The sequence below is a fragment of the Buttiauxella cochleicola genome, assembly GCF_021282405.1.
Lineage (GTDB): Bacteria > Pseudomonadota > Gammaproteobacteria > Enterobacterales > Enterobacteriaceae > Buttiauxella > Buttiauxella massiliensis.
In genome coordinates, this window is sequence record NZ_JAJSOU010000003.1 from 377,536 (window position 1) to 399,454 (window position 21,919).

At 49.3% G+C, this 21,919-nt stretch carries 22 protein-coding genes; 8 read left to right on the top strand and 14 right to left on the bottom strand.

All coding sequences use genetic code 11. The annotated features are described in order from the left end of the window. Window positions 1–8 precede the first annotated feature (8 nt). The 5 genes from LVQ79_RS06055 to cspE all read left to right on the top strand — a co-directional run bounded on the left by LVQ79_RS06055 (window position 9) and on the right by cspE (window position 6,997). The gene (locus LVQ79_RS06055; protein WP_232864254.1) at window positions 9–1,265 is read left to right on the top strand and encodes a TolC family protein; all 1,257 of its coding nucleotides are present in this window, start codon (window positions 9–11) and stop codon (window positions 1,263–1,265) included. Continuing rightward, the gene (locus LVQ79_RS06060; protein ID WP_232864255.1) at window positions 1,265–2,722 is read left to right on the top strand and encodes an efflux RND transporter periplasmic adaptor subunit; all 1,458 of its coding nucleotides are present in this window, start codon (window positions 1,265–1,267) and stop codon (window positions 2,720–2,722) included. The genes LVQ79_RS06055 and LVQ79_RS06060 overlap by 1 nt, the downstream gene beginning before the upstream one ends. Continuing rightward, the gene (locus LVQ79_RS06065; protein ID WP_232864256.1) at window positions 2,719–5,838 is read left to right on the top strand and encodes an efflux RND transporter permease subunit; all 3,120 of its coding nucleotides are present in this window, start codon (window positions 2,719–2,721) and stop codon (window positions 5,836–5,838) included. The genes LVQ79_RS06060 and LVQ79_RS06065 overlap by 4 nt, the downstream gene beginning before the upstream one ends. Before the next feature lie 190 nt (window positions 5,839–6,028). Further along, entirely contained in the window at window positions 6,029–6,586 is a 558-nt protein-coding gene (gene pagP, locus LVQ79_RS06070) for a lipid IV(A) palmitoyltransferase PagP (protein WP_370639834.1), read from the top strand. Window positions 6,587–6,787: 201 nt separating this feature from the next. After that, a complete protein-coding gene (gene cspE / locus LVQ79_RS06075) occupies window positions 6,788–6,997 on the top strand; it encodes a transcription antiterminator/RNA stability regulator CspE (protein WP_004100146.1) in 210 nt (69 codons plus the stop codon). 212 nt (window positions 6,998–7,209) lie between these two features. On the opposite strand, the gene crcB is transcribed toward cspE, so the two are convergent. Beyond that, entirely contained in the window at window positions 7,210–7,593 is a 384-nt protein-coding gene (crcB, locus tag LVQ79_RS06080; protein ID WP_232864257.1) for a fluoride efflux transporter CrcB, read from the bottom strand. Window positions 7,594–7,700: 107 nt separating this feature from the next. On the opposite strand from crcB, the gene LVQ79_RS06085 reads away from it, so the two are divergent. Both LVQ79_RS06085 and tatE read left to right on the top strand, forming a co-directional pair. Next, window positions 7,701–8,489: a deaminated glutathione amidase gene (locus LVQ79_RS06085; RefSeq protein ID WP_232864258.1), complete on the top strand. Its 789-nt coding sequence runs from the start codon at window positions 7,701–7,703 to the stop codon at window positions 8,487–8,489. A gap of 127 nt (window positions 8,490–8,616) precedes the next feature. Then, entirely contained in the window at window positions 8,617–8,820 is a 204-nt protein-coding gene (gene tatE, locus LVQ79_RS06090) for a twin-arginine translocase subunit TatE (RefSeq protein WP_064517012.1), read from the top strand. Between the two features lie 98 nt (window positions 8,821–8,918). Here the strand turns inward: tatE and lipA are convergent, their stop codons facing one another. The 10 genes from lipA to LVQ79_RS06140 all read right to left on the bottom strand — a co-directional run bounded on the left by lipA (window position 8,919) and on the right by LVQ79_RS06140 (window position 18,460). Beyond that, window positions 8,919–9,884 (bottom strand): lipoyl synthase, encoded by a 966-nt coding sequence (gene lipA, locus LVQ79_RS06095; RefSeq protein ID WP_064517014.1) that lies wholly within the window; start codon window positions 9,882–9,884, stop codon window positions 8,919–8,921. Window positions 9,885–10,156: 272 nt separating this feature from the next. Beyond that, entirely contained in the window at window positions 10,157–10,798 is a 642-nt protein-coding gene (lipB, locus tag LVQ79_RS06100; protein ID WP_232864259.1) for a lipoyl(octanoyl) transferase LipB, read from the bottom strand. An 86-nt stretch (window positions 10,799–10,884) separates the two neighbouring features. After that, window positions 10,885–11,148: a DUF493 family protein YbeD gene (gene ybeD, locus LVQ79_RS06105; protein WP_034456720.1), complete on the bottom strand. Its 264-nt coding sequence runs from the start codon at window positions 11,146–11,148 to the stop codon at window positions 10,885–10,887. Between the two features lie 111 nt (window positions 11,149–11,259). Further along, window positions 11,260–12,471, bottom strand: coding sequence for a D-alanyl-D-alanine carboxypeptidase DacA (gene dacA, locus LVQ79_RS06110; RefSeq protein ID WP_034457229.1), 1,212 nt, complete (start codon window positions 12,469–12,471; stop codon window positions 11,260–11,262). A 143-nt stretch (window positions 12,472–12,614) separates the two neighbouring features. Beyond that, the gene (gene rlpA, locus LVQ79_RS06115; protein WP_232864260.1) at window positions 12,615–13,745 is read right to left on the bottom strand and encodes an endolytic peptidoglycan transglycosylase RlpA; all 1,131 of its coding nucleotides are present in this window, start codon (window positions 13,743–13,745) and stop codon (window positions 12,615–12,617) included. Between the two features lie 16 nt (window positions 13,746–13,761). Continuing rightward, window positions 13,762–14,874 (bottom strand): peptidoglycan glycosyltransferase MrdB, encoded by a 1,113-nt coding sequence (gene mrdB / locus LVQ79_RS06120; protein ID WP_064553411.1) that lies wholly within the window; start codon window positions 14,872–14,874, stop codon window positions 13,762–13,764. Between the two features lie 2 nt (window positions 14,875–14,876). Further along, window positions 14,877–16,778: a peptidoglycan DD-transpeptidase MrdA gene (gene mrdA / locus LVQ79_RS06125; protein WP_232864261.1), complete on the bottom strand. Its 1,902-nt coding sequence runs from the start codon at window positions 16,776–16,778 to the stop codon at window positions 14,877–14,879. A gap of 27 nt (window positions 16,779–16,805) precedes the next feature. Next, a complete protein-coding gene (gene rlmH / locus LVQ79_RS06130; RefSeq protein WP_151992891.1) occupies window positions 16,806–17,276 on the bottom strand; it encodes a 23S rRNA (pseudouridine(1915)-N(3))-methyltransferase RlmH in 471 nt (156 codons plus the stop codon). Between the two features lie 3 nt (window positions 17,277–17,279). Then, a complete protein-coding gene (rsfS, locus tag LVQ79_RS06135; protein ID WP_232864262.1) occupies window positions 17,280–17,597 on the bottom strand; it encodes a ribosome silencing factor in 318 nt (105 codons plus the stop codon). 251 nt (window positions 17,598–17,848) lie between these two features. Then, complete coding sequence (locus tag LVQ79_RS06140; RefSeq protein ID WP_232864263.1) at window positions 17,849–18,460, bottom strand: adenosylcobalamin/alpha-ribazole phosphatase; 612 nt, start codon at window positions 18,458–18,460, stop codon at window positions 17,849–17,851. An 85-nt stretch (window positions 18,461–18,545) separates the two neighbouring features. Here LVQ79_RS06140 and cobD point away from each other — a divergent pair, with 85 nt between their 5' ends. Beyond that, window positions 18,546–19,640 carry a threonine-phosphate decarboxylase CobD gene (gene cobD, locus LVQ79_RS06145; protein ID WP_232864264.1) on the top strand — a complete coding sequence of 365 codons (1,095 nt, stop codon included), beginning with the start codon at window positions 18,546–18,548 and terminating at the stop codon, window positions 19,638–19,640. Here the strand turns inward: cobD and nadD are convergent. Genes nadD through lptE form a run of 3 tightly spaced genes read right to left on the bottom strand, consistent with a single transcriptional unit; the run spans window position 19,612 to window position 21,909 of the window. Beyond that, entirely contained in the window at window positions 19,612–20,265 is a 654-nt protein-coding gene (nadD, locus tag LVQ79_RS06150; protein ID WP_232864265.1) for a nicotinate-nucleotide adenylyltransferase, read from the bottom strand. The two genes, cobD and nadD, sit on opposite strands and share 29 nt — an antisense overlap. Further along, window positions 20,258–21,289 carry a DNA polymerase III subunit delta gene (holA, locus tag LVQ79_RS06155; RefSeq protein ID WP_232864266.1) on the bottom strand — a complete coding sequence of 344 codons (1,032 nt, stop codon included), beginning with the start codon at window positions 21,287–21,289 and terminating at the stop codon, window positions 20,258–20,260. Before holA ends, nadD begins: the two co-directional genes overlap by 8 nt. Continuing rightward, complete coding sequence (gene lptE, locus LVQ79_RS06160; protein ID WP_151992885.1) at window positions 21,286–21,909, bottom strand: LPS assembly lipoprotein LptE; 624 nt, start codon at window positions 21,907–21,909, stop codon at window positions 21,286–21,288. The genes holA and lptE overlap by 4 nt, the downstream gene beginning before the upstream one ends. Window positions 21,910–21,919 lie beyond the last annotated feature (10 nt).

Consider the following 21,919-nt stretch of genomic DNA (forward strand, 5'->3'; position numbering starts at 1 on the left):
AGGCCATTATGAAACAACATTCCCTGAGCTTATGGCTCGGCGGGGTGCTGTTTGCTGTGTCTGTCTCTGTCGCAAATGCGGCAGAGTTCAGCCTGCAACAGACCCTGGCCGCGGCCGTTCATTATTCCGCAGAACTTTCTGCCAACCGTAATCAGAGCAACGCGCTGAATGCGATGGCTGATTCTGCCCGCGAATTACCCGACCCGAAATTGAAATTCGGCATTGAAAACGTGCCGGTACAGGGCAGCAACAGCCACCGTTTTACTCGTGAAGGCATGACCATGCAGCGCATTGGCATCATGCAGGATTACGTCAGCGAGGAAAAACGCGACCGTAAAGCAGAAACTATTCTGGCGCAATCGGCCAGCAGCGCTGCGAAAGCGGAAGTGATTCGAGCGACGTTACAAAGAGTTACGGCGCAGGCCTGGCTCGATTTAGCGTTATCGCAAAAGGTGCTGGTGGGAGCTCAAAAGCTGGTGGCAGAAACCGAACGCCAAATCAGCGTGCAAAAAACCACCGTCGCCAGTGGTAGTTCCCCGGCATCCAGCGTAGTGGATATCCGCATGACGCTATTGGGTATGCAGGACAAAGTCACGCTCGCCCAGCGCGATGTGACGCTGGCGCAAACTCGGTTACTGCAATTAACCGGTGAGAACATTGAGAACACGCGCGGCACATTACCGCGCTATCAGCGCTTGCCTGCGGACCCGGAAATACTGGAACAAAATGTCGGGCAGCACCCGGAAGTGATAGAAGCGGCGCGTGAGGCGGATGTTGCCAAAGCGCGTTCGGCGCAGTCTGCAGTCGCCGCGAAGCCGAACGTGGGGGTTGAGGTTTATTACGCCCATCGCGCCGATGATTACGACGATATGGCAGGCGTGATGTTTACCGTCGATTTACCGATGTTTAAATCTCAGCGCCAGGACAAAGATCTCGCGGCGGATATGTCGCGTTCAATGGAAGCCAACGACCAATTGGCATTGGCGAACCGCGACCGTATAGCATTGGTGCGCACGCTTGTCGCGCAGTATCAGGCAGCTCAAACACTCTGGCTGCGCCAGCAAGAAGAGATTTTGCCGTTGCAACGCCAGCGTCTTTCACTGATTGAAGCGCAATACCGTGCCGGGCAATCCACGCTTTCCGATTTGCTCACCGCGCGCCGCACCTTACTCGATACCGAACTGACCGCGAATAGCGCTGAAAAAAGCGTGGCTGAAACCTGGGCCGCCATCCGCTACCTGACGCCACAGGATGACAACCAATAATGAAAACCATAACGAAACTCTCATTGTTAGCGCTCACTATCGCGGCGGCACTTGGCGCTGGGTATTACGCGGGTAAACAAAGCCATTCCACCACTACTACACAATCTGTTCAGCCAGAACGCAAAGTTCTTTATTGGTATGACCCGATGACGCCCGGACAGCGTTTCGATAAGCCGGGTAAATCGCCGTTTATGGATATGGACCTGGTGCCGCGTTACGCCGATGAAACCACTGAAGATGGCGGAGTGACGGTAAGCGCTCGCCAACAACAAAATCTGGGAATAAGAACAGCGCTGGTTGAGAAGAAAGTGCTGGATTATCAGTTTGATGCTTTTGCCACTGTTTCTACCGATGAGCGCAGCGTGCAGATTATTCCGGCCAGTGCTAATGGCGTCGTTGAGAAGCTATTTGTTAATGCGCCGCAGCAATTTGTGAAAGCAGGTGAACCACTCGCACAGCTTTGGATACCTGAATGGACAGCGGCTCAACAGGAATATCTGGCGGTGCGCGGTTTGGGCGATAGCGCGTTAAGTTCTGCCGCGCGTGAGCGCCTGCAACTCCAGTTTATGCCTGCGGAAATTATCAACCAGGTTGAGCGCACCGGGAAACCGCAAACGCGTGTGACAGTGCGGGCTAAACAAGCAGGCTACATCAACAAGCTGGAAACGCGTGAAGGGGCGCAGGTTACACCAACCGCACCGTTGTTTGAGGTTGCCAGCCTCGAATCTGTGTGGATTGTGATTGATTACCCACAAATTCAGGCGCAGGTGCTGCAAGTGGGAAGTGAGATGCAGGCATCGAGCAATAGTTGGCCTGGTGAGACTTTCCATGGCCGCGTGAGTGAACTACTCCCCAATATGGATACGTCCACCCGAACGCTGAAAGCGCGCATCGTGGTGGACAATCATCAAATGAAGCTCAAGCCTGGGATGTATCTCAATGTGAAACTAGCCAGGCAGCTTAATCTCCCGCCAGTGCTGGCTATTCCTGAAGAGGCGATGATTGAAACGGGCAGTAATAGCCGAGTGTTAGTCGCTCAGGACGATGGTCATTTCAACCCGGTGAATGTCGTGGTTGGGGCGGCGCAAAATGGCTGGGTTGAGATTAAACAAGGATTGAAAGAGGGCGATAAAGTTGTGACCTCCGGGCAGTTCCTGATTGATTCCGAAGCAAGCCTTCGTAGTGCATTGCCACAGGAGAAAACTGCCAAGGCAACTGCCCAAGAATATCAAGGGGAAGCCGTAGTAAAAGGCATTGCTGATGACGCGATTACCCTTTCGCACAAACCGATCCCAGCGTTGAAATGGAATGCAATGACCATGGACTTTGCTCTGAAATCAGCCGCTGACGCGCAGAGTGTGAAGGTTGGAGATAGCGTGATGTTCAGTTTCACAATGGATGACGAACATGGCGCAGTAATCACTCATCTGATGCCGATGGCGGGGGCAATGAAATGATTGCCGCCGTTATTCGTTGGTCACTTAAAAATCGGCTGCTGGTGTTGCTTGCGGCGATCATGATGGCTGCATGGGGAATTTGGTCCCTGCAACGCGCGCCGCTGGATGCGCTGCCCGATCTCTCAGACGTACAGGTGATCATTCGTATCAATTACCCAGGCAAAGCGCCACAGGTCGTTGAGGATCAGGTTACTTATCCGCTGACCACTACCATGCTTTCGGTACCAGGCGCGAAAACTGTGCGCGGGTTTTCGATGTTTGGTGACTCCTATGTCTACATTCTGTTTGAAGATGGCACCGATCCGTACTGGGCGCGCTCGCGGGTTCTGGAGTATTTAAGCCAGGTTCAGTCGCAGTTACCTCCAGAAGCTAAAGCCTCGTTAGGGCCGGATGCGACGGGGGTGGGTTGGGTTTATGAATATGCGCTGGTGGACAGAACCGGCAAACACAGCCTGGCAGATTTACGCGCCCTTCAAGACTGGACGCTTAAATTTGAGCTCAAAACTGTGCCGAATGTTTCGGAAGTTGCGAGCGTAGGCGGCATGGTTCGACAGTACCAAATCGTCCTCGATCCGCAGCGCATGCGGGCGCTGAACATCACACATGAACAAGTTATTAGTGCGGTGCAAAGCGCTAACCAGGAAGGTGGCGGTTCGGTCATCGAAATGGGCGAAGCCGAATATATGGTGCGCACGGCAGGTTACCTGAAAAATCTGAATGATTTTAAACAGGTAGTGATCACCACGCGCGAAGGCGTGCCGGTGTTATTGAGCGATGTAGCAACGCTGCGCATGGGGCCTGAAATTCGCCGGGGCGTGGCGGAATTTAATGGTGAAGGTGAGGTTGCGGGCGGCATCATTGTAATGCGCTATGGCAAGAATGCGCTGGATACCATTAATGCAGTGAAGGCAAAACTCCAGCAAATCCAGAAAAGTTTGCCAGCGGGAGTCGAAATCGTTCCGGTTTACGATCGCTCGCATCTGATTGAAAACGCGATTGAAACGCTGTCCCACAAGTTGCTGGAAGAGTTTATTGTCGTCGCCATTATTTGCGCGCTGTTCCTGTTCCATTTCCGCTCGGCAATGGTGGCGATGATCACCCTGCCGCTGGGAATTTTGGGTGCATTTATCGTCATGCACTACCAGGGGGTGAACGCCAATATTATGTCGCTGGGTGGGATCGCCATTGCGATAGGGGCGATGGTTGATGCGGCGATCGTGATGATCGAAAACATGCATAAAGTCCTGGAGCAGTGGCGGCATGACAACCCTGGCAAACAGCCAGCAGGAGCTGATTACTGGCGGATATCAGAACAAGCTGCCGTGGAAGTGGGGCCTGCACTGTTCTGTAGTTTGCTGATTATCACGCTGTCGTTTATCCCGGTGTTTTCCCTCGAAGCGCAGGAAGGGCGCATGTTTTCGCCGTTGGCATTCACCAAAACCTACGCCATGGCGGTGGCGGCAGGGTTGGGAATCACGCTGGTGCCAGTGCTGATGGGCTATTTTATTCGCGGGAAAATCCCTGATGAAAAGGCAAATCCCATCAACCGTTGGTTAATTGCAGCCTATGAACCACTGCTGGATAAAGTGCTGGCGCGCCCGAAAACTACGCTGCTGGTTGCAGGGTTAGTATTATTGGCGACGTTATGGCCGCTGAGCCGACTTGGAAGTGAGTTTATGCCACCGCTTGATGAAGGCGACTTGCTGTACATGCCATCAACGCTGCCGGGTATTTCCGCACGTGAAGCCGGACGTCTACTGCAACAGACAGACCGCTTAATCAAAACCGTGCCTGAAGTGGCGACGGTATTTGGTAAAGCTGGACGTGCAGATACTGCAACCGATCCTGCACCGCTAACCATGATCGAGACCACTATTCGTTTTAAGCCGCGCGATCAATGGCGGCCAGGAATGACGATGGATAAGCTGGTTAGTGAACTCGATAGCGTGGTGAAAGTACCGGGAATTGCTAACGTTTGGGTGCCACCTATCCGTAACCGCCTGGACATGTTGGCAACGGGTATCAAAAGTCCGGTAGGTATTAAAGTAAATGGCAATAATATTGCCGCCATTGAGCAGGTGGCTGAGCAAATCGAGCGAGTTGTGAAGCAAGTTCCTGGTGTCACATCCGCTCTTGCGGAACGACTCGGTGGTGGGCGCTATGTTGATATCAATATCGACAGGCTTAAAGCGGCGCGCTATGGCGTCTCAGTCAAAGAGTTACAGTCATTAGTCGCAACTGTGATTGGCGGCCAAAATATCGGTGAAACGATTGAGGGACGTGAACGCTATCCGATCAATATTCGCTACCCGCGCGAAATACGTGACAACGTCCAAAAATTGCAAAACTTGCCGGTGATTACCGCAAATGGTAGCCAGATTGCGCTTTCTGAATTGGCAGATATCACTATCACTGATGGTCCACCAATGTTGAAAAGTGAAAATGCCCGTTTATCTAATTGGGTTTATGTGGATTTACGTGGGCGCGATTTAAAATCAGCAGTGGAAGATATGCAGCGTGCTGTTTCCCAGCAGGTGAAATTACCTGATGGCGTCTCATTATCCTGGTCTGGTCAATTTGAATATTTAGAGCGAGCAAGTGTTAAATTAAGAATAGTCTTACCATTCACTCTGGTCATTATTTTCGTCTTGCTTTATGTAACATTCTCACGTGTAAGTGATGCGTTGTTAATAATGGGGACTTTACCATTCTCACTTATTGGTGGTGTTTGGTTGCTATATTTGCTGGGATATAATTTATCCGTTGCGGGTGCGGTAGGATTTATTGCATTGGCTGGGGTAGCAGCTGAATTTGGCGTAATAATGGTACTTTATTTAAATCAAGCTATTGCGAGGCATAAAGCGTTAGATCCACAGGGAGGAAAACCCATGCTAATGCGCGCCCTTCATGAGGGGGCAGTGTTACGCGTCAGGCCTAAAGTGATGACTGTTGCGACTATAATGGCAGGTTTATTGCCGATTATGTGGGGCGACGGTACGGGATCAGAAGTGATGCGCCGTATTGCGGCCCCGATGATTGGCGGCATGATTACAGCCCCATTACTATCGATGCTAGTCATCCCCGCAATGTATGTGTTACTAAAAAAGCATAAATAATAGTCGGTTACCCTTGTTGTTTTTAGCTTATAAAAACAACAAGGGTGATTTTTTTTGGGGATATTCAAATAAGCGTGAAAGGCTGTTTTTAGGAATTAGCCATAGGCTTATTTAGCTTTTGTTAATATATAATTTGTTAGGCTGTATATTGGATTTTGATGTGGAAATCAATGTGACACTAACAAATAAAATCATCTTTTCTGTTATTATTTTTGTATCACCATTAATGGTGCTGCCTGCTGCAATGGCGAGCCAAAATAGTGTATTAGGTGACGCCTGGAATACTTTGTCTGATAACGTTTCACAAACATGGAACGAGCCGCAACATTATGATTTGTATGTGCCAGCAATAACCTGGCATGCTCGCTTTGCATACGACAAAGAAAAAACCGATCGCTATAACGAACGCCCTTGGGGGGTTGGGTTCGGGCAAACGCGTTGGGATGACAGCGGCAACTGGCATGGTTTATATCTGATGGCGTTCAAAGATTCCTATAACAAATGGGAACCTATCGGTGGCTATGGCTGGGAGAAGATCTGGCGTCCTTTGACAGATGATAACTTCCGTCTTGGTCTGGGCTATACGCTAGGGGCAACAGCACGTGATAACTGGAAATACATTCCGATTCCCGTGATTTTACCTTTGGCATCGGTAGGTTATGGCCCTGCAACGTTCCAGATGACTTATATACCCGGCACGTACAACAACGGTAACGTTTACTTTGCCTGGTTACGCTTCCAATTCTGATGGGCATTGGTAGTCTGGAATCATACAAATCGCGTATTTTTGCTGTCTGGTATTCAAAAATACGGACTGCTGCACAGTTTTTAAAAGAGGTAGTAATTTTTATCACTTTTTAGCAATTCTGGGCTGGACAAAATCCATCACAATTGGTGTACTGATGCCCGACACAGCATTTGTGTCGTTTTTCATGTAAAGGTAATTTAGATGTCTAAGATTAAAGGTAACGTTAAGTGGTTTAACGAGTCAAAAGGCTTTGGCTTCATTACTCCGGAAGATGGTAGCAAAGACGTGTTCGTACACTTCTCTGCAATCCAGAGCAATGGTTTCAAAACCCTGGCTGAAGGTCAGCGCGTTGAGTTTGAAATCACTAACGGTGCCAAAGGCCCATCTGCTGCAAACGTAATGCCTATCTAAGGCTTTACCAGTAGAATATAAAAACCCGCTAAGGCGGGTTTTTTTTGCTTTAAATTCAGGGGAAAAGATAAACTTTCACAAAGCACATCACAATCAACGTGCTCATCAGCACCGCTGTCCATCCAGCAACACGTTCTTTCATAAGTTTGCCTCACACTCATTTTGATCCAGAGTGGCAGACAAAAATTAAGCTAACCTTAACGTGGCTTGAATCATTGACCGTAGGCTAAAGAAACTATCCAAAATGCGATGGCAGTCATGGTGAGTGAACCTGCGAGATTAAGCAGCATATTCAATCCAGCCCAGGCCAGACGCCCATCTTGTAGTAAGAAAACAACTTCTGCCGAGAAAGTCGAAAAAGTTGTAAGGCCGCCACAAAAACCTGTGGTGATTAAAAGTTTCCAGACAGGGTCGAGGTGAGTCATTCTGGTAAACAGCGCCAGCCCAAGCCCAATAATAAACGCGCCAACCAGGTTTGCAGTCAACGTCCCGACGGGAATCGCTGCATGTACTGGGTTGAGCTTCATACTCAATAACCAACGCACAACACTTCCTGTCCCACCGCCAATAAACACGGCTAAAAGCATCTGCAACACGATAGTTTCCTGTTCGTTCTTATTTTAAAGTGCTTGAGTGTAACTTCAGCACGGGAAGTTTCACACCCGGTATACTGAAATTATTCGCAGCCTGTTGAGAGATGACAATGAAAGTTGCAGTAGGACAATTTGCGGTGAGCAAGGTATGGCAGGAAAATGTACAAACCTGTCTGGGGTTGATGGCGCAAGCACAAGCTGCAGGGGCACAATTGCTGGTATTACCCGAGGCTGTCCTGGCTCGTGATGATAGCGACCCCGATTTATCCGTAAAATCAGCGCAAATCATGGACGATGAATTTATCGATAAGCTTTGCGAGCAGAGTCGTAATGATAATCTTACAACCATACTGACATTGCATATCAAAACCACGGTGGGTCGTGCGGCAAATACTTTGCTGGTAATTCGTGACGGTGAGGTGACAGCTCGGTATCAGAAACTTCATCTCTATGATGCGTTTAATGTACAAGAATCGCGCCTGGTTGATGCAGGTGAGGTATTGCCGCCATTAATTGAGGTAGCAGGTTTTAAAGTGGGCTTAATGACCTGCTACGATCTGCGTTTTCCAGAGATGGCTTTGAGTCTGGCTTTAGCGGGCGCGGATGTTTTAGTCTTGCCTGCGGCATGGTTACGTGGCCCAAATAAAGAGATGCATTGGTCAACGTTATTGGCGGCTCGTGCGCTTGATACCACATGTTATGTTGTGGCATCAGGTGAATGCGGTAATAAAAATATTGGTCACAGTCGAGTTATGGATCCGCTCGGCGTTGTCATTGCATCTGCAAATCAGCGACCGGCTTTGATCTATGCTGAGTTGGATAGCGAATATTTAACTGAAGTAAGGGCCATGTTACCTGTCTTGAAAAACCGCCGGTTTGGTTTACCCAAATTGTTATGATGTTTTTTAACTCGATCTTGATTCAACTTGTTACAGGTTGCTATTGTATCGCGCGAGAAAATGACCGTTAATTGTCTCAGTGTATTGTTCGCCGTATCCACGGCACACATGATTAAAGAAGGTTGTTATGGGTGAGATTAGTATTACAAAGTTGTTGGTGGTCGGTGCGCTGATTGTTTTGTTATTTGGCACCAAGAAGTTGCGCACCCTGGGTGGTGATCTCGGCTCGGCAATCAAGGGCTTCAAGAAAGCCATGAATGAAGACGAGACTACCGCTAAGTCTGCCAACGATACGGATGCAACAACTGACCGTATTACGCATAAAGACTGATCACGACGCAGCTTTCGACCAGATATAAAAAAACCGGCATCATTTATGCCGGTTTTTTTGTGCCTGGCGCAAATTAAAGGTAACGATTTGTTACATCGTTATTTAACTTCCATACCTTTAGCTTGTAGATCTGCATGGTATGAAGAGCGAACAAACGGGCCGCAAGCTGCATGGGTAAAGCCCATAGCCAGAGCTTCTGCTTTCATCTCTTCGAACTCGTCAGGGCTAACATAACGCTGCACTGGCAAGTGATGGCGGCTTGGTTGTAAATATTGGCCCAGAGTCAACATAGTGACGCCGTGGCGACGTAAGTCACGCATCACTTCGACAATTTCTGCGTTCGTTTCGCCTAAACCTACCATCAAACCTGACTTGGTTGGGATATCCGGATGCGCTTCTTTAAAACGCTCTAGCAATTTCAGCGACCAGTTATAGTCAGCGCCAGGGCGTACTTTGCGATAAATACGCGGTACGTTTTCCAGGTTGTGGTTGAACACATCAGGCGGCGTGGCGGTAAGAATTTCTAGTGCTTTGTCCATTCGGCCACGGAAATCTGGCACTAATGTTTCAATTTTGATGGTCGGATTTTTTTCACGAATTGCGCTTATGCAATCGGCAAAATGTTGAGCTCCACCGTCGCGCAGGTCATCACGGTCGACAGACGTGATAACGACATAGCGTAATGCCATGTCAGCGATAGTTTGGGCCAACTTAGCTGGTTCATTGGCATCAGGTGCGACAGGGCGACCATGAGCCACATCGCAGAATGGGCAGCGACGAGTGCAGATTGCACCAAGAATCATAAAGGTTGCCGTTCCGTGGTTAAAACATTCCGCCAGATTAGGGCAGGAAGCTTCTTCACACACAGAGTGCAGACCATTTTTACGCATTGCCGCTTTGATACCCTGAATTCGGGTCGAATCAGATGGAAGTTTGATCTTCATCCATTCTGGTTTTCTTAACAGCTCCTGGCGCTCAGTCACCACGTTTTTCACCGGGATCAGAGCCATTTTATCGGCGTCGCGATACTTGACGCCGCGTTCCATTACAATAGGTTTACTCATATCGTACGTGTTCCAGTTGCTGAAAAAAATCAGGCTAATCGAATGTTTTATTTATCAACTATTTTTTAATAGCGCCCGAAGTATATCATCACTGAAGGGAATAAATCAGCCTGACAGAGCAGTAAATGGGGAAAGAATTGTAAATGAGTTGTTGGATTGTGCGCTTTTCGAAGTTAACAATTAGCAAATCGACCTCATAGCAACCGCCGGGAGGTCGATGTGACTACGCAGCCTGTAATTCGTCGAGGATGCAGTTGTCAGAGTAATAAATCTTAAGCAGGTAAGTATTTAACCGGCGGATTATTCAATAGCTCGATGAATTTATTGATGAGCAATGGTTGTACATCTTCAAGTGACGTTCCAGCGCGTAGTGAACTGACCTGTGTCATCTCAAGTCCTGCATATCCACAGGGGTTGATTCGCAGAAAAGGGCTGAGATCCATATCAATATTCAATGCCAGCCCGTGAAATGAACAGCCCTTACGAATACGTAAACCCAGAGAGCAAATCTTACGTCCATCAACATAGACACCAGGAGCATCCGCGCGTGGATAAGCGTCTATTTGAAATTCAGCAAGGGTATTGACCACTGTTTGCTCAAGAATAGTGACCAGTTCCCGAACGCCGAGCTTACGACGCTTAAGATTAAGCAACACGTACATCACTTGCTGACCGGGTCCATGATAAGTGACCTGGCCGCCCCGATCGCTTTGAATCACGGGTATATCACCAGGAACGAGCACGTGCTCCGCTTTACCTGCCTGGCCTTGTGTAAAGACACGCTCGTGTTCTACCAGCCAAATTTCATCGGCGGTCGTTTCATCACGGGTATCGGTAAAATCATGCATCGCCTGAGAAATGGGTTCGTAGGGTTGCAGGCCAAGTTGGCGGATTTGAATAGTATCTTGAGACAAAACATCGTCTCCGGCAGGTTAGAAAGATGAGGGAGTATATCTCACCGGGGCAAAAAGCAGTACCCGGCCTAGTGGCCGGGTATGAATTACAGCACCATACGAACGATTTCGATTTTGCCGAGTTCTTCGTACAGGGTCTCAACTTGCTCAATGTGGGTTGCTTTAATGGTAACCGACACAGAATGATAATTACCTTTGCTGCTCGGTTTAACCTGCGGGGTGTAGTCACCAGGTGCGTGGCGCTGCACCACCTCAATGACCAAATCAACCAGCTCGGGTTTCGCCAAACCCATCACTTTGTAAGTAAAGGGAGTCGGGAATTCGAGCAATTCTTTCAGATTGGTTTTCATGGTAGCTCCAGCGTTACGGCATTAAAAATGATAACTCCCGCCTGGAGGGGCGGGAGCTGCTTTGATTCATAGTATATGGGGACGACTTCTATTCTTTCAAGTGTTCAATTATTAACCAAACCAATGATGGAATGTCAGTTTGATGTAATCAATGATACGACTGAAGAAATTACCTTCTGGCATTTCCTGAAGGACAACCAGTGGGCGTTGCTCGATAGTTTTCCCATCGAGTTGGAAATTGATGGTACCAACAACCTGGTTTTTCTGCAGTGGTGCGTGCAGTTCAGTGGTGTTTAGTACATAGCTCGCTTTCAGATCTTTCATGCGACCACGAGGGATTGTCAGATAAACGTCTTTATCAACCCCGAGCGATGCACGATCGTTATCACCAAACCAGGCTGGCTCAGAAGCAAACTCTTTACCGGCTTTCAGTGGCGAGACAGTTTCAAAGAAACGGAAGCCCCAGGTCAGCAGTTTTTTGCTTTCGGTTTCACGGCCTTTGTACGTACGTCCACCAAGTACTGCTGAAATCAGGCGCATCTGGCCTTCAGTTGCAGAGGCTACCAGGTTGTAACCTGCAGCATCGGTATGACCTGTTTTGATGCCATCAACTTGCAGACTGGTATCCCACAGCAAGCCGTTACGGTTTGTCTGGCGGATATTGTTGAAGGTGAACTCTTTCTCTTTGTAAATAGCGTATTCGTTCGGCACATCGCGAATCAGCGCCTGGCCAATCAACGCCATATCACGCGCTGAGCTGAATTGGCCTTCGGCATCGAGACCATGTACGGTCCCGAAATGGGTGTTCTTCAGACCCAATGCGGAAACATAGCTATTCATCAGACCAACAAATGCATCCTGGCTACCGGCCACGAAATCGGCCATTGCAACACATGCATCGTTACCTGATTGCAGGTTAATACCGCGAATCAGCTGTGATACCGGCACCTGCATGCCTGGTTTCAGGAACATCAATGATGAACCTTTAAATACCGGGTTGCCGGTCGCCCATGCATCCTGTCCAACAGTCACAATCGAGCTTTCGTTAAATTTACCGGCTTTCATCGCTTGACCGATGACGTAGCTGGTCATCATTTTGGTCAAACTTGCAGGATCACGACGAGTATCAGCATTAGACTCAGCCAGTACTTTACCGGAGTTGTAATCGATCAGGATGTACGCTTCCGCATCAATCTGCGGGACGCCTGGGATCATGGTTTTAATGTTCAGGTCGTCAGCGTGTGCGACAGCCATCCCCGAAAGAGTGAGGGCCGTAGTGAGCGCCAGGCGTTTAACAAAACGAAAAGAAGGGGCTGTATTCATGATTAGAACAACGACATCCATGATGGGAATAAAAAAAGTGCCTTACTATAGCAAAAGCGATTTTTGCTGGCATCCGTCTTTGCGCATCATTTGTTAATGGAATTTACATTAATTGACGCACGACGGATGCCAGACACAACCACTTACATAGCGGGTGCGTTAGTGATGAAAGATTGCTGCTGGGCTTCACTCATTAAACGTTGTTGCAGAGCGGCCGCTTCGTTCCGACTGCCAAATGGCCCAAGCTGTACACGGAACATAGCACCATTAGTGGAAACCTTGCCCGGCACACCAAATTGCTGGCTAAGTTTTTGTTGCCACTGAGTCGCACGATTCTGATCGCTGACTGCTCCGACCTGAACGACATAACGCCCGGAAGCTGTGGCAACTGGAGCTGCTGTCTGTACGCTACCCTGAACTGAGCCTGGCGCAGTAACCGGTGCATTTTGTTGTACAGGTGCTGCTGCTACTGCAGGAGCAGCTGCAACAGCAGGCTGGTCATTTTCAATCACACCGGGGGCCAGTGGCGTTGCAGCACCTAAGAAACCACTGCTATTGACCGGGGCTCCGGTAGTGTCTTCACTTTTTAGCGAGGAGTTACTAATAGCGCGTACCTCACCTTGCGGAGCTTCCGTTGGCATTCCTGAAGAAGCACTGCCCATTCCACCACTTAAATCAGGGCGAGCGGGGAGGATGTAGGTCTGTTTGGCAACAGTCGTACACACAGTCCCTGGTCCGGACATGGAGCCATCCTGGGCAACAATAATTGGGTCGATGCGTACTTTGGTGTTGTTCGAGTTGTTCAAACGGTCGGCTGCGGCGCGTGATAATGAAATGACACGATCATTGCCATAAGGACCACGATCGTTAATACGCACGACAATCATGCGCCCATTTGCGAGGTTTGTGATACGCGCATAGCTTGGAATAGGAAGTGTTGGATGGGCAGCAGTCAGTGCAGTCGCATCAAATGGCTCACCCGATGCTGTCAGGTTGCTACCTGGTTCCGCATCATAAATAGCGGCAAAACCTGCCTGGCTAAAGTTTGCCGGATTTTGCACGATTTTGTAGCGTTTACCGTTATTTTCGTAATCCTGATTAGCTGAAGGACTTAACGGTTCAAAGCGCGGTTCCGCGCCGCTTATCTCAACCGTCGGGCCATTACACACCGCCGGTTGCGGTTGCTGGTTTACCTGTTGTTGATCACCATCATCAGACGAGCAGCCAGCCAGTATTGCAGCAACGACACAGATCCCAAGCCAACGCTTAACCATTACGCACCTCATCCACTTACACGCTTTTTGATAACATTTTTCTGTGGGTATGTATCGACATCACGATACCAAACCCGGCCATCAGAACGATCAGGGCCGAGCCCCCGTAGCTCACCAGCGGCAAAGGTACGCCGACCACCGGTAAGATACCACTAACCATACCAATGTTAACAAACACATATACGAATAAAATCAACATTAGCCCACCAGCCATTACTCGACCAAATGTGGTCTGAGCACGAGCGGCAATGATAAGGCCGCGCATGATAAGCAATAGGTAGAGAGCCAGTAATACCAGAACACCCACCAAGCCTAGCTCTTCGGCAAGAACAGCAAAGATAAAGTCAGTGTGGCGTTCAGGTAAGAATTCAAGTTGCGACTGTGTTCCGTGTAACCAACCTTTGCCACGTAATCCGCCAGAACCAATAGCAATTTTAGACTGAATAATATGATAGCCCGCACCGAGAGGGTCACTTTCCGGATCAAGCAGCATCATTACGCGTGCACGTTGGTAATCGTGCATCAGGAAGAACCACAGAATCGGAATAAAGGCGGCAACCAATAGCACGGCAACACCGATAAGTTTCCAGCTCATACCGGATAAGAACAGTACGAACAGTCCTGATGCGGCAATGAGAATAGACGTTCCCAGGTCGGGCTGAGCGGCAACCAGCAGTGTCGGCATGAAAATGAGTATCAGCGCGATGCCGGTATTCTTCAGTGTTGGTGGGCAGACATCGCGGTTAATAAAGCGAGCCACCATCAGCGGCACGGCAATTTTTGCGATTTCTGACGGCTGGAAACGCACAATGCCGAGGTCAAGCCAGCGTTGTGCACCTTTGGATATCGCTCCAAACGCATCCACCGCCACTAATAATATTATGCAGACAATATACAGATAAGGAGCCCAACCTTCGTACACGCGAGGCGGGATTTGCGCCATCACGATCATCACAACCAGTCCCATCAGGATCTGGCCAATTTTACGCTCCATCATGTCCATGTCCTGGCCACTGGCGCTCCAGATTACCAGCGCACTAAAGATAAGCAGCGCCAGAATGGTCACAAGGAAGAGCGGGTCGATGTGGATTTTATCCCAGAACGACTTTTTATTTGGATTATCAGTCATGGTCATTGGTCCTCAGCCCCCGGTGGTGCGGGTACTTCAGTAGGCAGTACCGTATTGTTATCCCCGAGCATAATGTGGTCGAGGATCTGGCGCATGATGGTGCCTACAGCGGGGCCTGCGCCGCCGTTTTCCAGAATCATGGTGACGGAAACCTGCGGATTATCGTAAGGGGCGAACGCAGTCATCAATTTATGATCGCGTAAGCGTTCAGCAATTTTATGAGCGTTATAAGTTTCATTAGCTTTCAGGCCAAAGACCTGTGCCGTCCCTGATTTTGCCGCAATTTTATATGGTGCATTGGCAAAATATTTATGGGCTGTACCGTTAGGGCGGTTGGCTACGCCATACATACCGTCTTTAGCAATTTCCCAAAAACCAGAGTGGATATCACCTACAGGAGGCTGTACCGGCTGCTGCCACGGAACTTGCTTACCATTCTCAACAGTACTCATCAGGAAATGAGGAACGCGAACGATGCCATCGTTAATCAGGATCATCATTGCTTTACTCATCTGAATCGGTGTCGCGGTCCAGTAGCCCTGGCCGATACCGACCGGAATAGTGTCACCCTGATACCACGGCTTTTTAAAGCGTTTCAGTTTCCATTCACGCGTTGGCATGTTACCGGACCTCTCTTCAGAGAGATCGATACCGGTATAGTGCCCGTAGCCAAACTTACGCATCCACTCGCCCATACGGTCGATGCCCATGTCGTAAGCGACCTGATAGAAATAGGTATCAGCGGATTCTTCAAGCGCTTTGGTGACGTTCAGGCGGCCGTGGCCCCACTTTTTCCAGTCACGATAGCGCTTTTCAGAACCAGGCAACTGCCACCAGCCTGGGTCAAAGAGGGAAGTATTGCGGGTGATCACCCCGGCACTTAACGCGGATACCGCCATATACGGTTTCACCGTGGAAGCCGGAGGGTAAACCCCTTGCGTTGCACGGTTAATAAGCGGTGTGTTCGGGTCATTGAGCAAACCGGAATAGTCTTTGCTTGAGATGCCGTCAACGAACAAGTTCGGGTTGTAACTTGGCATCGAAACAAGCGCCAGAATGCCGCCGGTACGTGGGTCGGTGACCACAACTGCTGCGCGGCTTCCTGCTAATAAGGTTTCAATATAATTCTGTAGCTTAAGGTCGATAGTCAGATAGATATCGTGCCCGGCTTGCGGCGGTACTTCCTTGAGCTGGCGAATCACACGGCCACGGTTGTTTACTTCAACTTCTTCATAACCGGTCTGACCATGTAAGACATCTTCGTAATAACGTTCAATACCGAGCTTACCGATATCATGCGTTGAGGCGTAGTTTGCCAGCTTGCCGTCTTTATCAAGGCGTTCAACGTCTTTATCGTTAATTTTGGAAACGTAGCCAATGACATGTGTTAGTGCTGAGCCATACGGGTAGAAACGGCGTTTATAGCCCTTCACCTCAACACCCGGGAAACGGTATTGATTCACGGCAAAACGTGCAACCTGCACTTCGGTGAGGTTGGTTTTGACCGGAATAGAGGTGAAGCGGTGAGAGCGTGCTCGCTCTTTCTTAAAGTTGGCAATATCCTCGTCAGTTAAGTCCACGACTGAACGTAACGCTTCAAGTGTTGCCTGCACGTCATCAACTTTTTCCGGCATCATTTCCACTTGGTAAATGGTGCGGTTAAGTGCGAGTGGTGTGCCGTTGCGATCGTAGATAATGCCGCGGCTAGGCGGAATAGGGACCAGCTTTATGCGGTTTTCATTCGAGCGAGTTTGGTAGTCGGTGAAACGGACGATTTGTAAATTATAAAGGTTGGCAACAAGCACACCGCTTAGTACCAAAATACCAAGAAACGCGACCAGCGCCCGGCGCACAAAAAGCGCAGACTCAGCTGTATAGTCACGAAAAGAATTCTGTAATTTCATCCGCAGCTTTGTTCTACCTGACGATATCTACTCACGGTGATAAGGATGGTTGGTCGTAATGCTCCACGCACGATAGAGGCTTTCCGCTACCAGCACCCGGACTAAAGGATGTGGCATTGTCAAAGTGGACAGTGACCAGCTTTGCTCTGCAGCAGCTTTGCATGCGGGAGCGAGTCCTTCTGGGCCGCCAATCAGCAAGCTTACATCTCTACCATCCTGTTTCCAGCGTTCAAGCTGCACGGCAAGGTGCGGCGTATCCCAAGGTTGCCCCGGGATATCCAGCGTGACAATTCGGTTGCCCTTGCCGGCCGCTGCCAACATCATTTCACCTTCTTTTTCGAGAATGCGTTTGATATCAGCGTTTTTGCTGCGTTTTCCCGCGGGAATTTCTACCAGTTCGAATGGCATATCCTTGGGAAAACGACGCAGGTACTCGGTAAAGCCGGTTTGCACCCAGTCAGGCATTTTTGTGCCAACTGCTACTAATTGGAGCTTCACTCATTAACCCCAGAGCTTTTCCAATTCGTATAACTGGCGGCTTTCTTCTTGCATCACATGGACGATAATTTCGCCAAGGTCAACAACCACCCAGTCAGTCGCATTCACGCCTTTCACGCCCAAAGCTTCAAAACCGGCTTTGCGAGATGATTCTACAACGTGTTCAGCGATGGACATAACGTGACGGTTAGAGGTGCCGGTACAGATAATCATGCAATCAGTGATGCTTGATTTACCCTGAACATCCAGAGTGATGATGTCCTGGCCTTTGAGGTCGTCGATTTTATCAACGATGAAATCTTGAAATTCTTTACCCTGCAAGTGTTCCCCCTGGGAAAAGTAGAGTGTGTTCGATTTAGCCCGCATGATACCCATAATGGGGCAGCTTTACTGACAATTCGGCAATGCGGCGCTCAAAGCGGGGTATCATCCCACCGAGTGGCCTGGTTTGCATCGCCATTTTTGTAAAACTATTTTGGAAAGTCATGCTTGCGGGCAGGAAATTATGGCAGCGGAGCATAACAGTCTGAGGTGTAGTGTCAATGGTTGACGATACCAGAGACGCTGGCAACTTATTGCACCGGTGGACAAATAGCACGGTTATTGAGAGTTCTGAGCGTGGTAAACCCCTCTCGAATCTCAATTGAACTCCACGCCCCTTGTTCAATTACAAAGTGCCACAATGACGCGGGTGGCATGTTGAGCAGGGTGGCGATAAGCAGACTCAGTACTCCCTGATGGCTCACAATCAGAACATTTTCATCTTTTGGCAACGCGGATAACGATGCGGAGAACTCGCTTACACGGCGGGAAAAAAGCTGGAAGCCTTCACCATTGCGGGGAATAACGTTTTGCCAGTCATTGCACCATGCGGCGTAGTTTTCGCTATCCAAACGCTGTAAATCACGGTGGTGGCGCATCTCCCAGTCACCAAAATTCATCTCATTAAGGCGTGGTTCGGTCACTACAGGAATTTTACGTTGCTGGAGAATCAATTGAGTGGTGTGTTGTGCCCGGCCCAACTCACTGCAAAGTACTTTCTCAAAAGTAACATGACTTAGCATATCGCCTACCGCTTCGGCCTGGTTGATGCCTTCTGCAGTCAGTGGGGTTTCAGAAATACCACTGTAAAGACCGTCTAAATTTGCCTGGGTTTGCCCATGGCGCACTAACCATAATTTCATCTCATCCTCGTACAAACATTGGCTGGCCCTGGCATAAGTGTATCATTGCGCCTCAAGCTCGAAGTCTGTTTTATTGGGGGGATATATGGCGTTCAGTAGTCAGCACGGTGGCAATATCATTGAAGCTGCAGTTGTTATGGGTGTGGATGCAAATTCACTTATCGATTTTAGTGCCAATATTAACCCATTAGGTATGCCCGATTCATTGAAGCGCGCCATTACCGAAAACCTGGCTATTGCTGAACGTTACCCTGATGTTGAATATCGCTCGCTGCACCAGGCTTTGGCAGAACATCATCAAGTCCCCCAGGATTGGGTATTGGCAGGCAATGGCGAAACGGAGCTGATTTTTAATCTCGTGCAGCAACTCTTGCCACGTAAGGCGCTGTTATTGACGCCAGGTTTTGCCGAGTATCGTCGTGCGCTAACGCAAATTAATTGCGAAATAATTGATTTCCATCTTAGTGAAGAACAAAGCTGGCAACCTGATGAATCATTATTACAAGCATTAACGCCCGATTTGGATTGCTTGTTTTTATGCACACCGAATAACCCAACCGGTTTGATGCCTGATAAATCTTTACTGTTGGCTATTACGCAGCGTTGCCAGGAAAACCACATCGATTTAATCATTGATGAAGCCTTCCTCGATTTTTTACCCGATGAGCCAGGCCTGATTCCGTACTTAGCAAAGTTCTCCCGACTTTACGTTCTGCGCTCGCTCACCAAATTCTTTGCTATTGCTGGTCTACGACTTGGCTATATGGTGAGTGCCAATACGGAAGTGGTTGGACGTATTCGATCACAAAGAGAACCCTGGACCATTAATGCGTTTGCGGCATTGGCAGGAGAGGTTATTCTCAATGACAGGGATTATATTGAGGCGAGTTATCGTTGGCTAAGCACCGAACAACCTCGCTTGTTTAAAGGTCTTGGTGAGCTATCGGGAATTAAAGTATGGCCTCCACGGGCGAACTATATTTTTCTACGCTGCGAAATTGAAGGTTTAGATCTGCAACGGCGGTTGCTGGAAGAGAATATTTTAATTCGTCACTGTGCGAATTATCCGGGACTAGATTCGCGCTATTACCGTGTGGCGATTAAAAGCCCTGTCGATAACGACAAACTACTGGCTGCCATGCAGCGCATTCTTAGCAATACAGATGGTGTTGGCGAATAAACTCAGCGACTGCTGGGGGGAGTAGATCATCACAGGTTTGATGCTGCTCTAATCGTTGGCGGATAGCCGTTGCCGAAATGTCATACATTGGCGTTTGCGCGAGGTAAATCTTACCGGCAGGCTGGTTATGGAGCTCTTCAACCGAACCGGTTTGATGCGCTTCAAGCCATTGCTGTTCCTCTGGTGTGTTCATCGACAGAGAATATCCGGGACGTTGGCAAACCAGCAGGTGGCATAACGTTAGCAGTGTTTCCCAACGATGCCAGCGTTGCAGGCTAAGCAAGGAGTCCTGTCCCACGATAAACGCCAACGGTTGTTCAGCTCCAATCTCCGAGCGTAACTGTTCGAGAGTTTCAACAGTGTACGACGGTGTTTCGCGCTGTAATTCGCGGTCATCCAGCTTAAACAGCGGGTTCCCGGTAATCGCAAGTTCGACCATGGTTTTGCGCTGCTCGCTGTTCGCCAGCGGCTGCGCACGATGTGGAGGGACGTTATTCGGCATGATAGTGACTTGTTGCAGCGCCACCTGTTTTGCCAGTGCTTCGACCGGTTTTAAATGCCCATAATGGATGGGATCGAATGTCCCGCCATACAGAGCAGTTAACCTCAGCGCACTCTTAGCCATCGATGAAAATTTCCGGCAGTGCTTTATGGCACAGCAACAGAGAAAGCCCTTCCAGCTCGGCCCAGACCGACTGGCCGTAATCTTTTTTCAGCGTCATTTCGATTTGACTAAGCAAACGCACCGCCTGATAAAGCTGTTCGGCGGATAAGCGATTGAGTGCTTCAGTCACCAGCGCGCGACGATTTTGCCATACGCGTTGTTGATCAAATAACGTGCGTAGTGGGGTGTTAGCCGATTGACGTTTGAGATTAACCAGTTGTAGCAGTTCACGTTGGATTGTACGCAGCAAAATCACTGGTTCACTGGCTTCCAACCGGAGCTGTTGCAGAATATGCAATGCGCGCTTACTTTTCCCTGCCAGAATCGCATCCACCCAATGGAATGGTGTGAAGTGAGCTGCATCGTTTACCGCTTGCTCAACCCGAGGCAAGGTCAACGTACCATCAGGCCAAATCAGCGAAAGACGTTCAAGCGCTTGCGACAGTGCCAGCAGATTTCCTTCATAGCAATAACAAAGCAGTTGGTTGGCCGCATCATCGAGTGTGAGATTCATCTGTTTAGCGCGTTGGGCTACCCAGCGCGGTAATTGAGCCTGTTCCGGGGTTTGACAGGTCACAATAACGCAGCGTTCGGCCAGTTTACTTAGCCACGCTGCATTCTCTTGAGCTTTGGTGAATTTGTTCCCACGCACCAGCAGAAGAATGTCGTCATGCAGCAGGGACACCAGAGTTTCTAGTTGGGCATTGATCGCAGCGTTTGGGCCATTTTCTGGTAGTAGCAACAGAAGTGTCTGGCGACTGGCGAACAGGCTTAAAGCCTGGCAAATCGAGAACAGATCTTGCCAGTCGGTACTGACATCAATCTGAACGGTATGGTGTTCTTCGAAACCCTGGGTGCCAGCCATCTGGCGAATGGCATCCTGGCTTTCCTGGAGTAATAGCGGATCGTTACCGAGTAGCAGATACGCCGCGCGCAGCCCTTCATTGAGCTGCGCGCGAAGTTGTTCAGGGTACAACCTTATCATTGGCTACCAGATGTAGCCGAAAGCGTGGTCGACGTGCGCCCTGCTGGCGTTGCTGGCGTAGAGGTTGAGGTTGCGCCTGTAACAGGCGTCTCAGCTGCTTCGGTTTCAGCGACATCAGCAACATGCACGGTCATCAGCTTACGAATAAGCTGTTGAGCTGCCGTGGTGTACATCTCTTTGATCAATAAATCTTGCTCGGCATCTTTTTGCAGTGCAGCGAGTGGGTTATCAAAGAATGACTTATATACTCTGGCGTTAATCGGATAAATGTCATGACCCGGAATCAGCACCTGCGCTGAAACTGTCATAACCATTTGATACTCCGCTGTGCGACCATCCTGGAAGACAGATGCAGTATCTTTTCCGAGCGAACTGCCTAGTAAGCGCAGCGACGGAATATCCTTGCGAACACCCGTTCCGGTATCGCTGACTATCGTAACGCCGTTAAGGCGCAACTGAGAGCGTACTTCGCGCGCTAGTGGGCCGTTCGGATCGCCAGAGTTGAAGATCAAGGTTTTCATTTGATCTGGAACCTGCGTGCTGCCACGCAGGTGAAAACCGCACCCGGCAGTGACAAGCACCGCCAAAGTAACTAACAAGCTGATAAAGGGATGTCGCACGGTTCCTCCT

Coding starts and splice junctions, on each gene's coding strand:
- LVQ79_RS06055 (WP_232864254.1), top strand. CDS start 9: ATGAAACAACATTCCCTGAGCTTATGGCTCGGCGGGGTGCTGTTTGCT.
- LVQ79_RS06060 (WP_232864255.1), top strand. CDS start 1,265: ATGAAAACCATAACGAAACTCTCATTGTTAGCGCTCACTATCGCGGCG.
- LVQ79_RS06065 (WP_232864256.1), top strand. CDS start 2,719: ATGATTGCCGCCGTTATTCGTTGGTCACTTAAAAATCGGCTGCTGGTG.
- cspE (WP_004100146.1), top strand. CDS start 6,788: ATGTCTAAGATTAAAGGTAACGTTAAGTGGTTTAACGAGTCAAAAGGC.
- LVQ79_RS06085 (WP_232864258.1), top strand. CDS start 7,701: ATGAAAGTTGCAGTAGGACAATTTGCGGTGAGCAAGGTATGGCAGGAA.
- tatE (WP_064517012.1), top strand. CDS start 8,617: ATGGGTGAGATTAGTATTACAAAGTTGTTGGTGGTCGGTGCGCTGATT.
- lipA (WP_064517014.1), bottom strand. CDS start 9,884: ATGAGTAAACCTATTGTAATGGAACGCGGCGTCAAGTATCGCGACGCC.
- ybeD (WP_034456720.1), bottom strand. CDS start 11,148: ATGAAAACCAATCTGAAAGAATTGCTCGAATTCCCGACTCCCTTTACT.
- dacA (WP_034457229.1), bottom strand. CDS start 12,471: ATGAATACAGCCCCTTCTTTTCGTTTTGTTAAACGCCTGGCGCTCACT.
- rlpA (WP_232864260.1), bottom strand. CDS start 13,745: ATGGTTAAGCGTTGGCTTGGGATCTGTGTCGTTGCTGCAATACTGGCT.
- mrdB (WP_064553411.1), bottom strand. CDS start 14,874: ATGACTGATAATCCAAATAAAAAGTCGTTCTGGGATAAAATCCACATC.
- mrdA (WP_232864261.1), bottom strand. CDS start 16,778: ATGAAATTACAGAATTCTTTTCGTGACTATACAGCTGAGTCTGCGCTT.
- LVQ79_RS06140 (WP_232864263.1), bottom strand. CDS start 18,460: ATGAAATTATGGTTAGTGCGCCATGGGCAAACCCAGGCAAATTTAGAC.
- cobD (WP_232864264.1), top strand. CDS start 18,546: ATGGCGTTCAGTAGTCAGCACGGTGGCAATATCATTGAAGCTGCAGTT.
- nadD (WP_232864265.1), bottom strand. CDS start 20,265: ATGGCTAAGAGTGCGCTGAGGTTAACTGCTCTGTATGGCGGGACATTC.
- holA (WP_232864266.1), bottom strand. CDS start 21,289: ATGATAAGGTTGTACCCTGAACAACTTCGCGCGCAGCTCAATGAAGGG.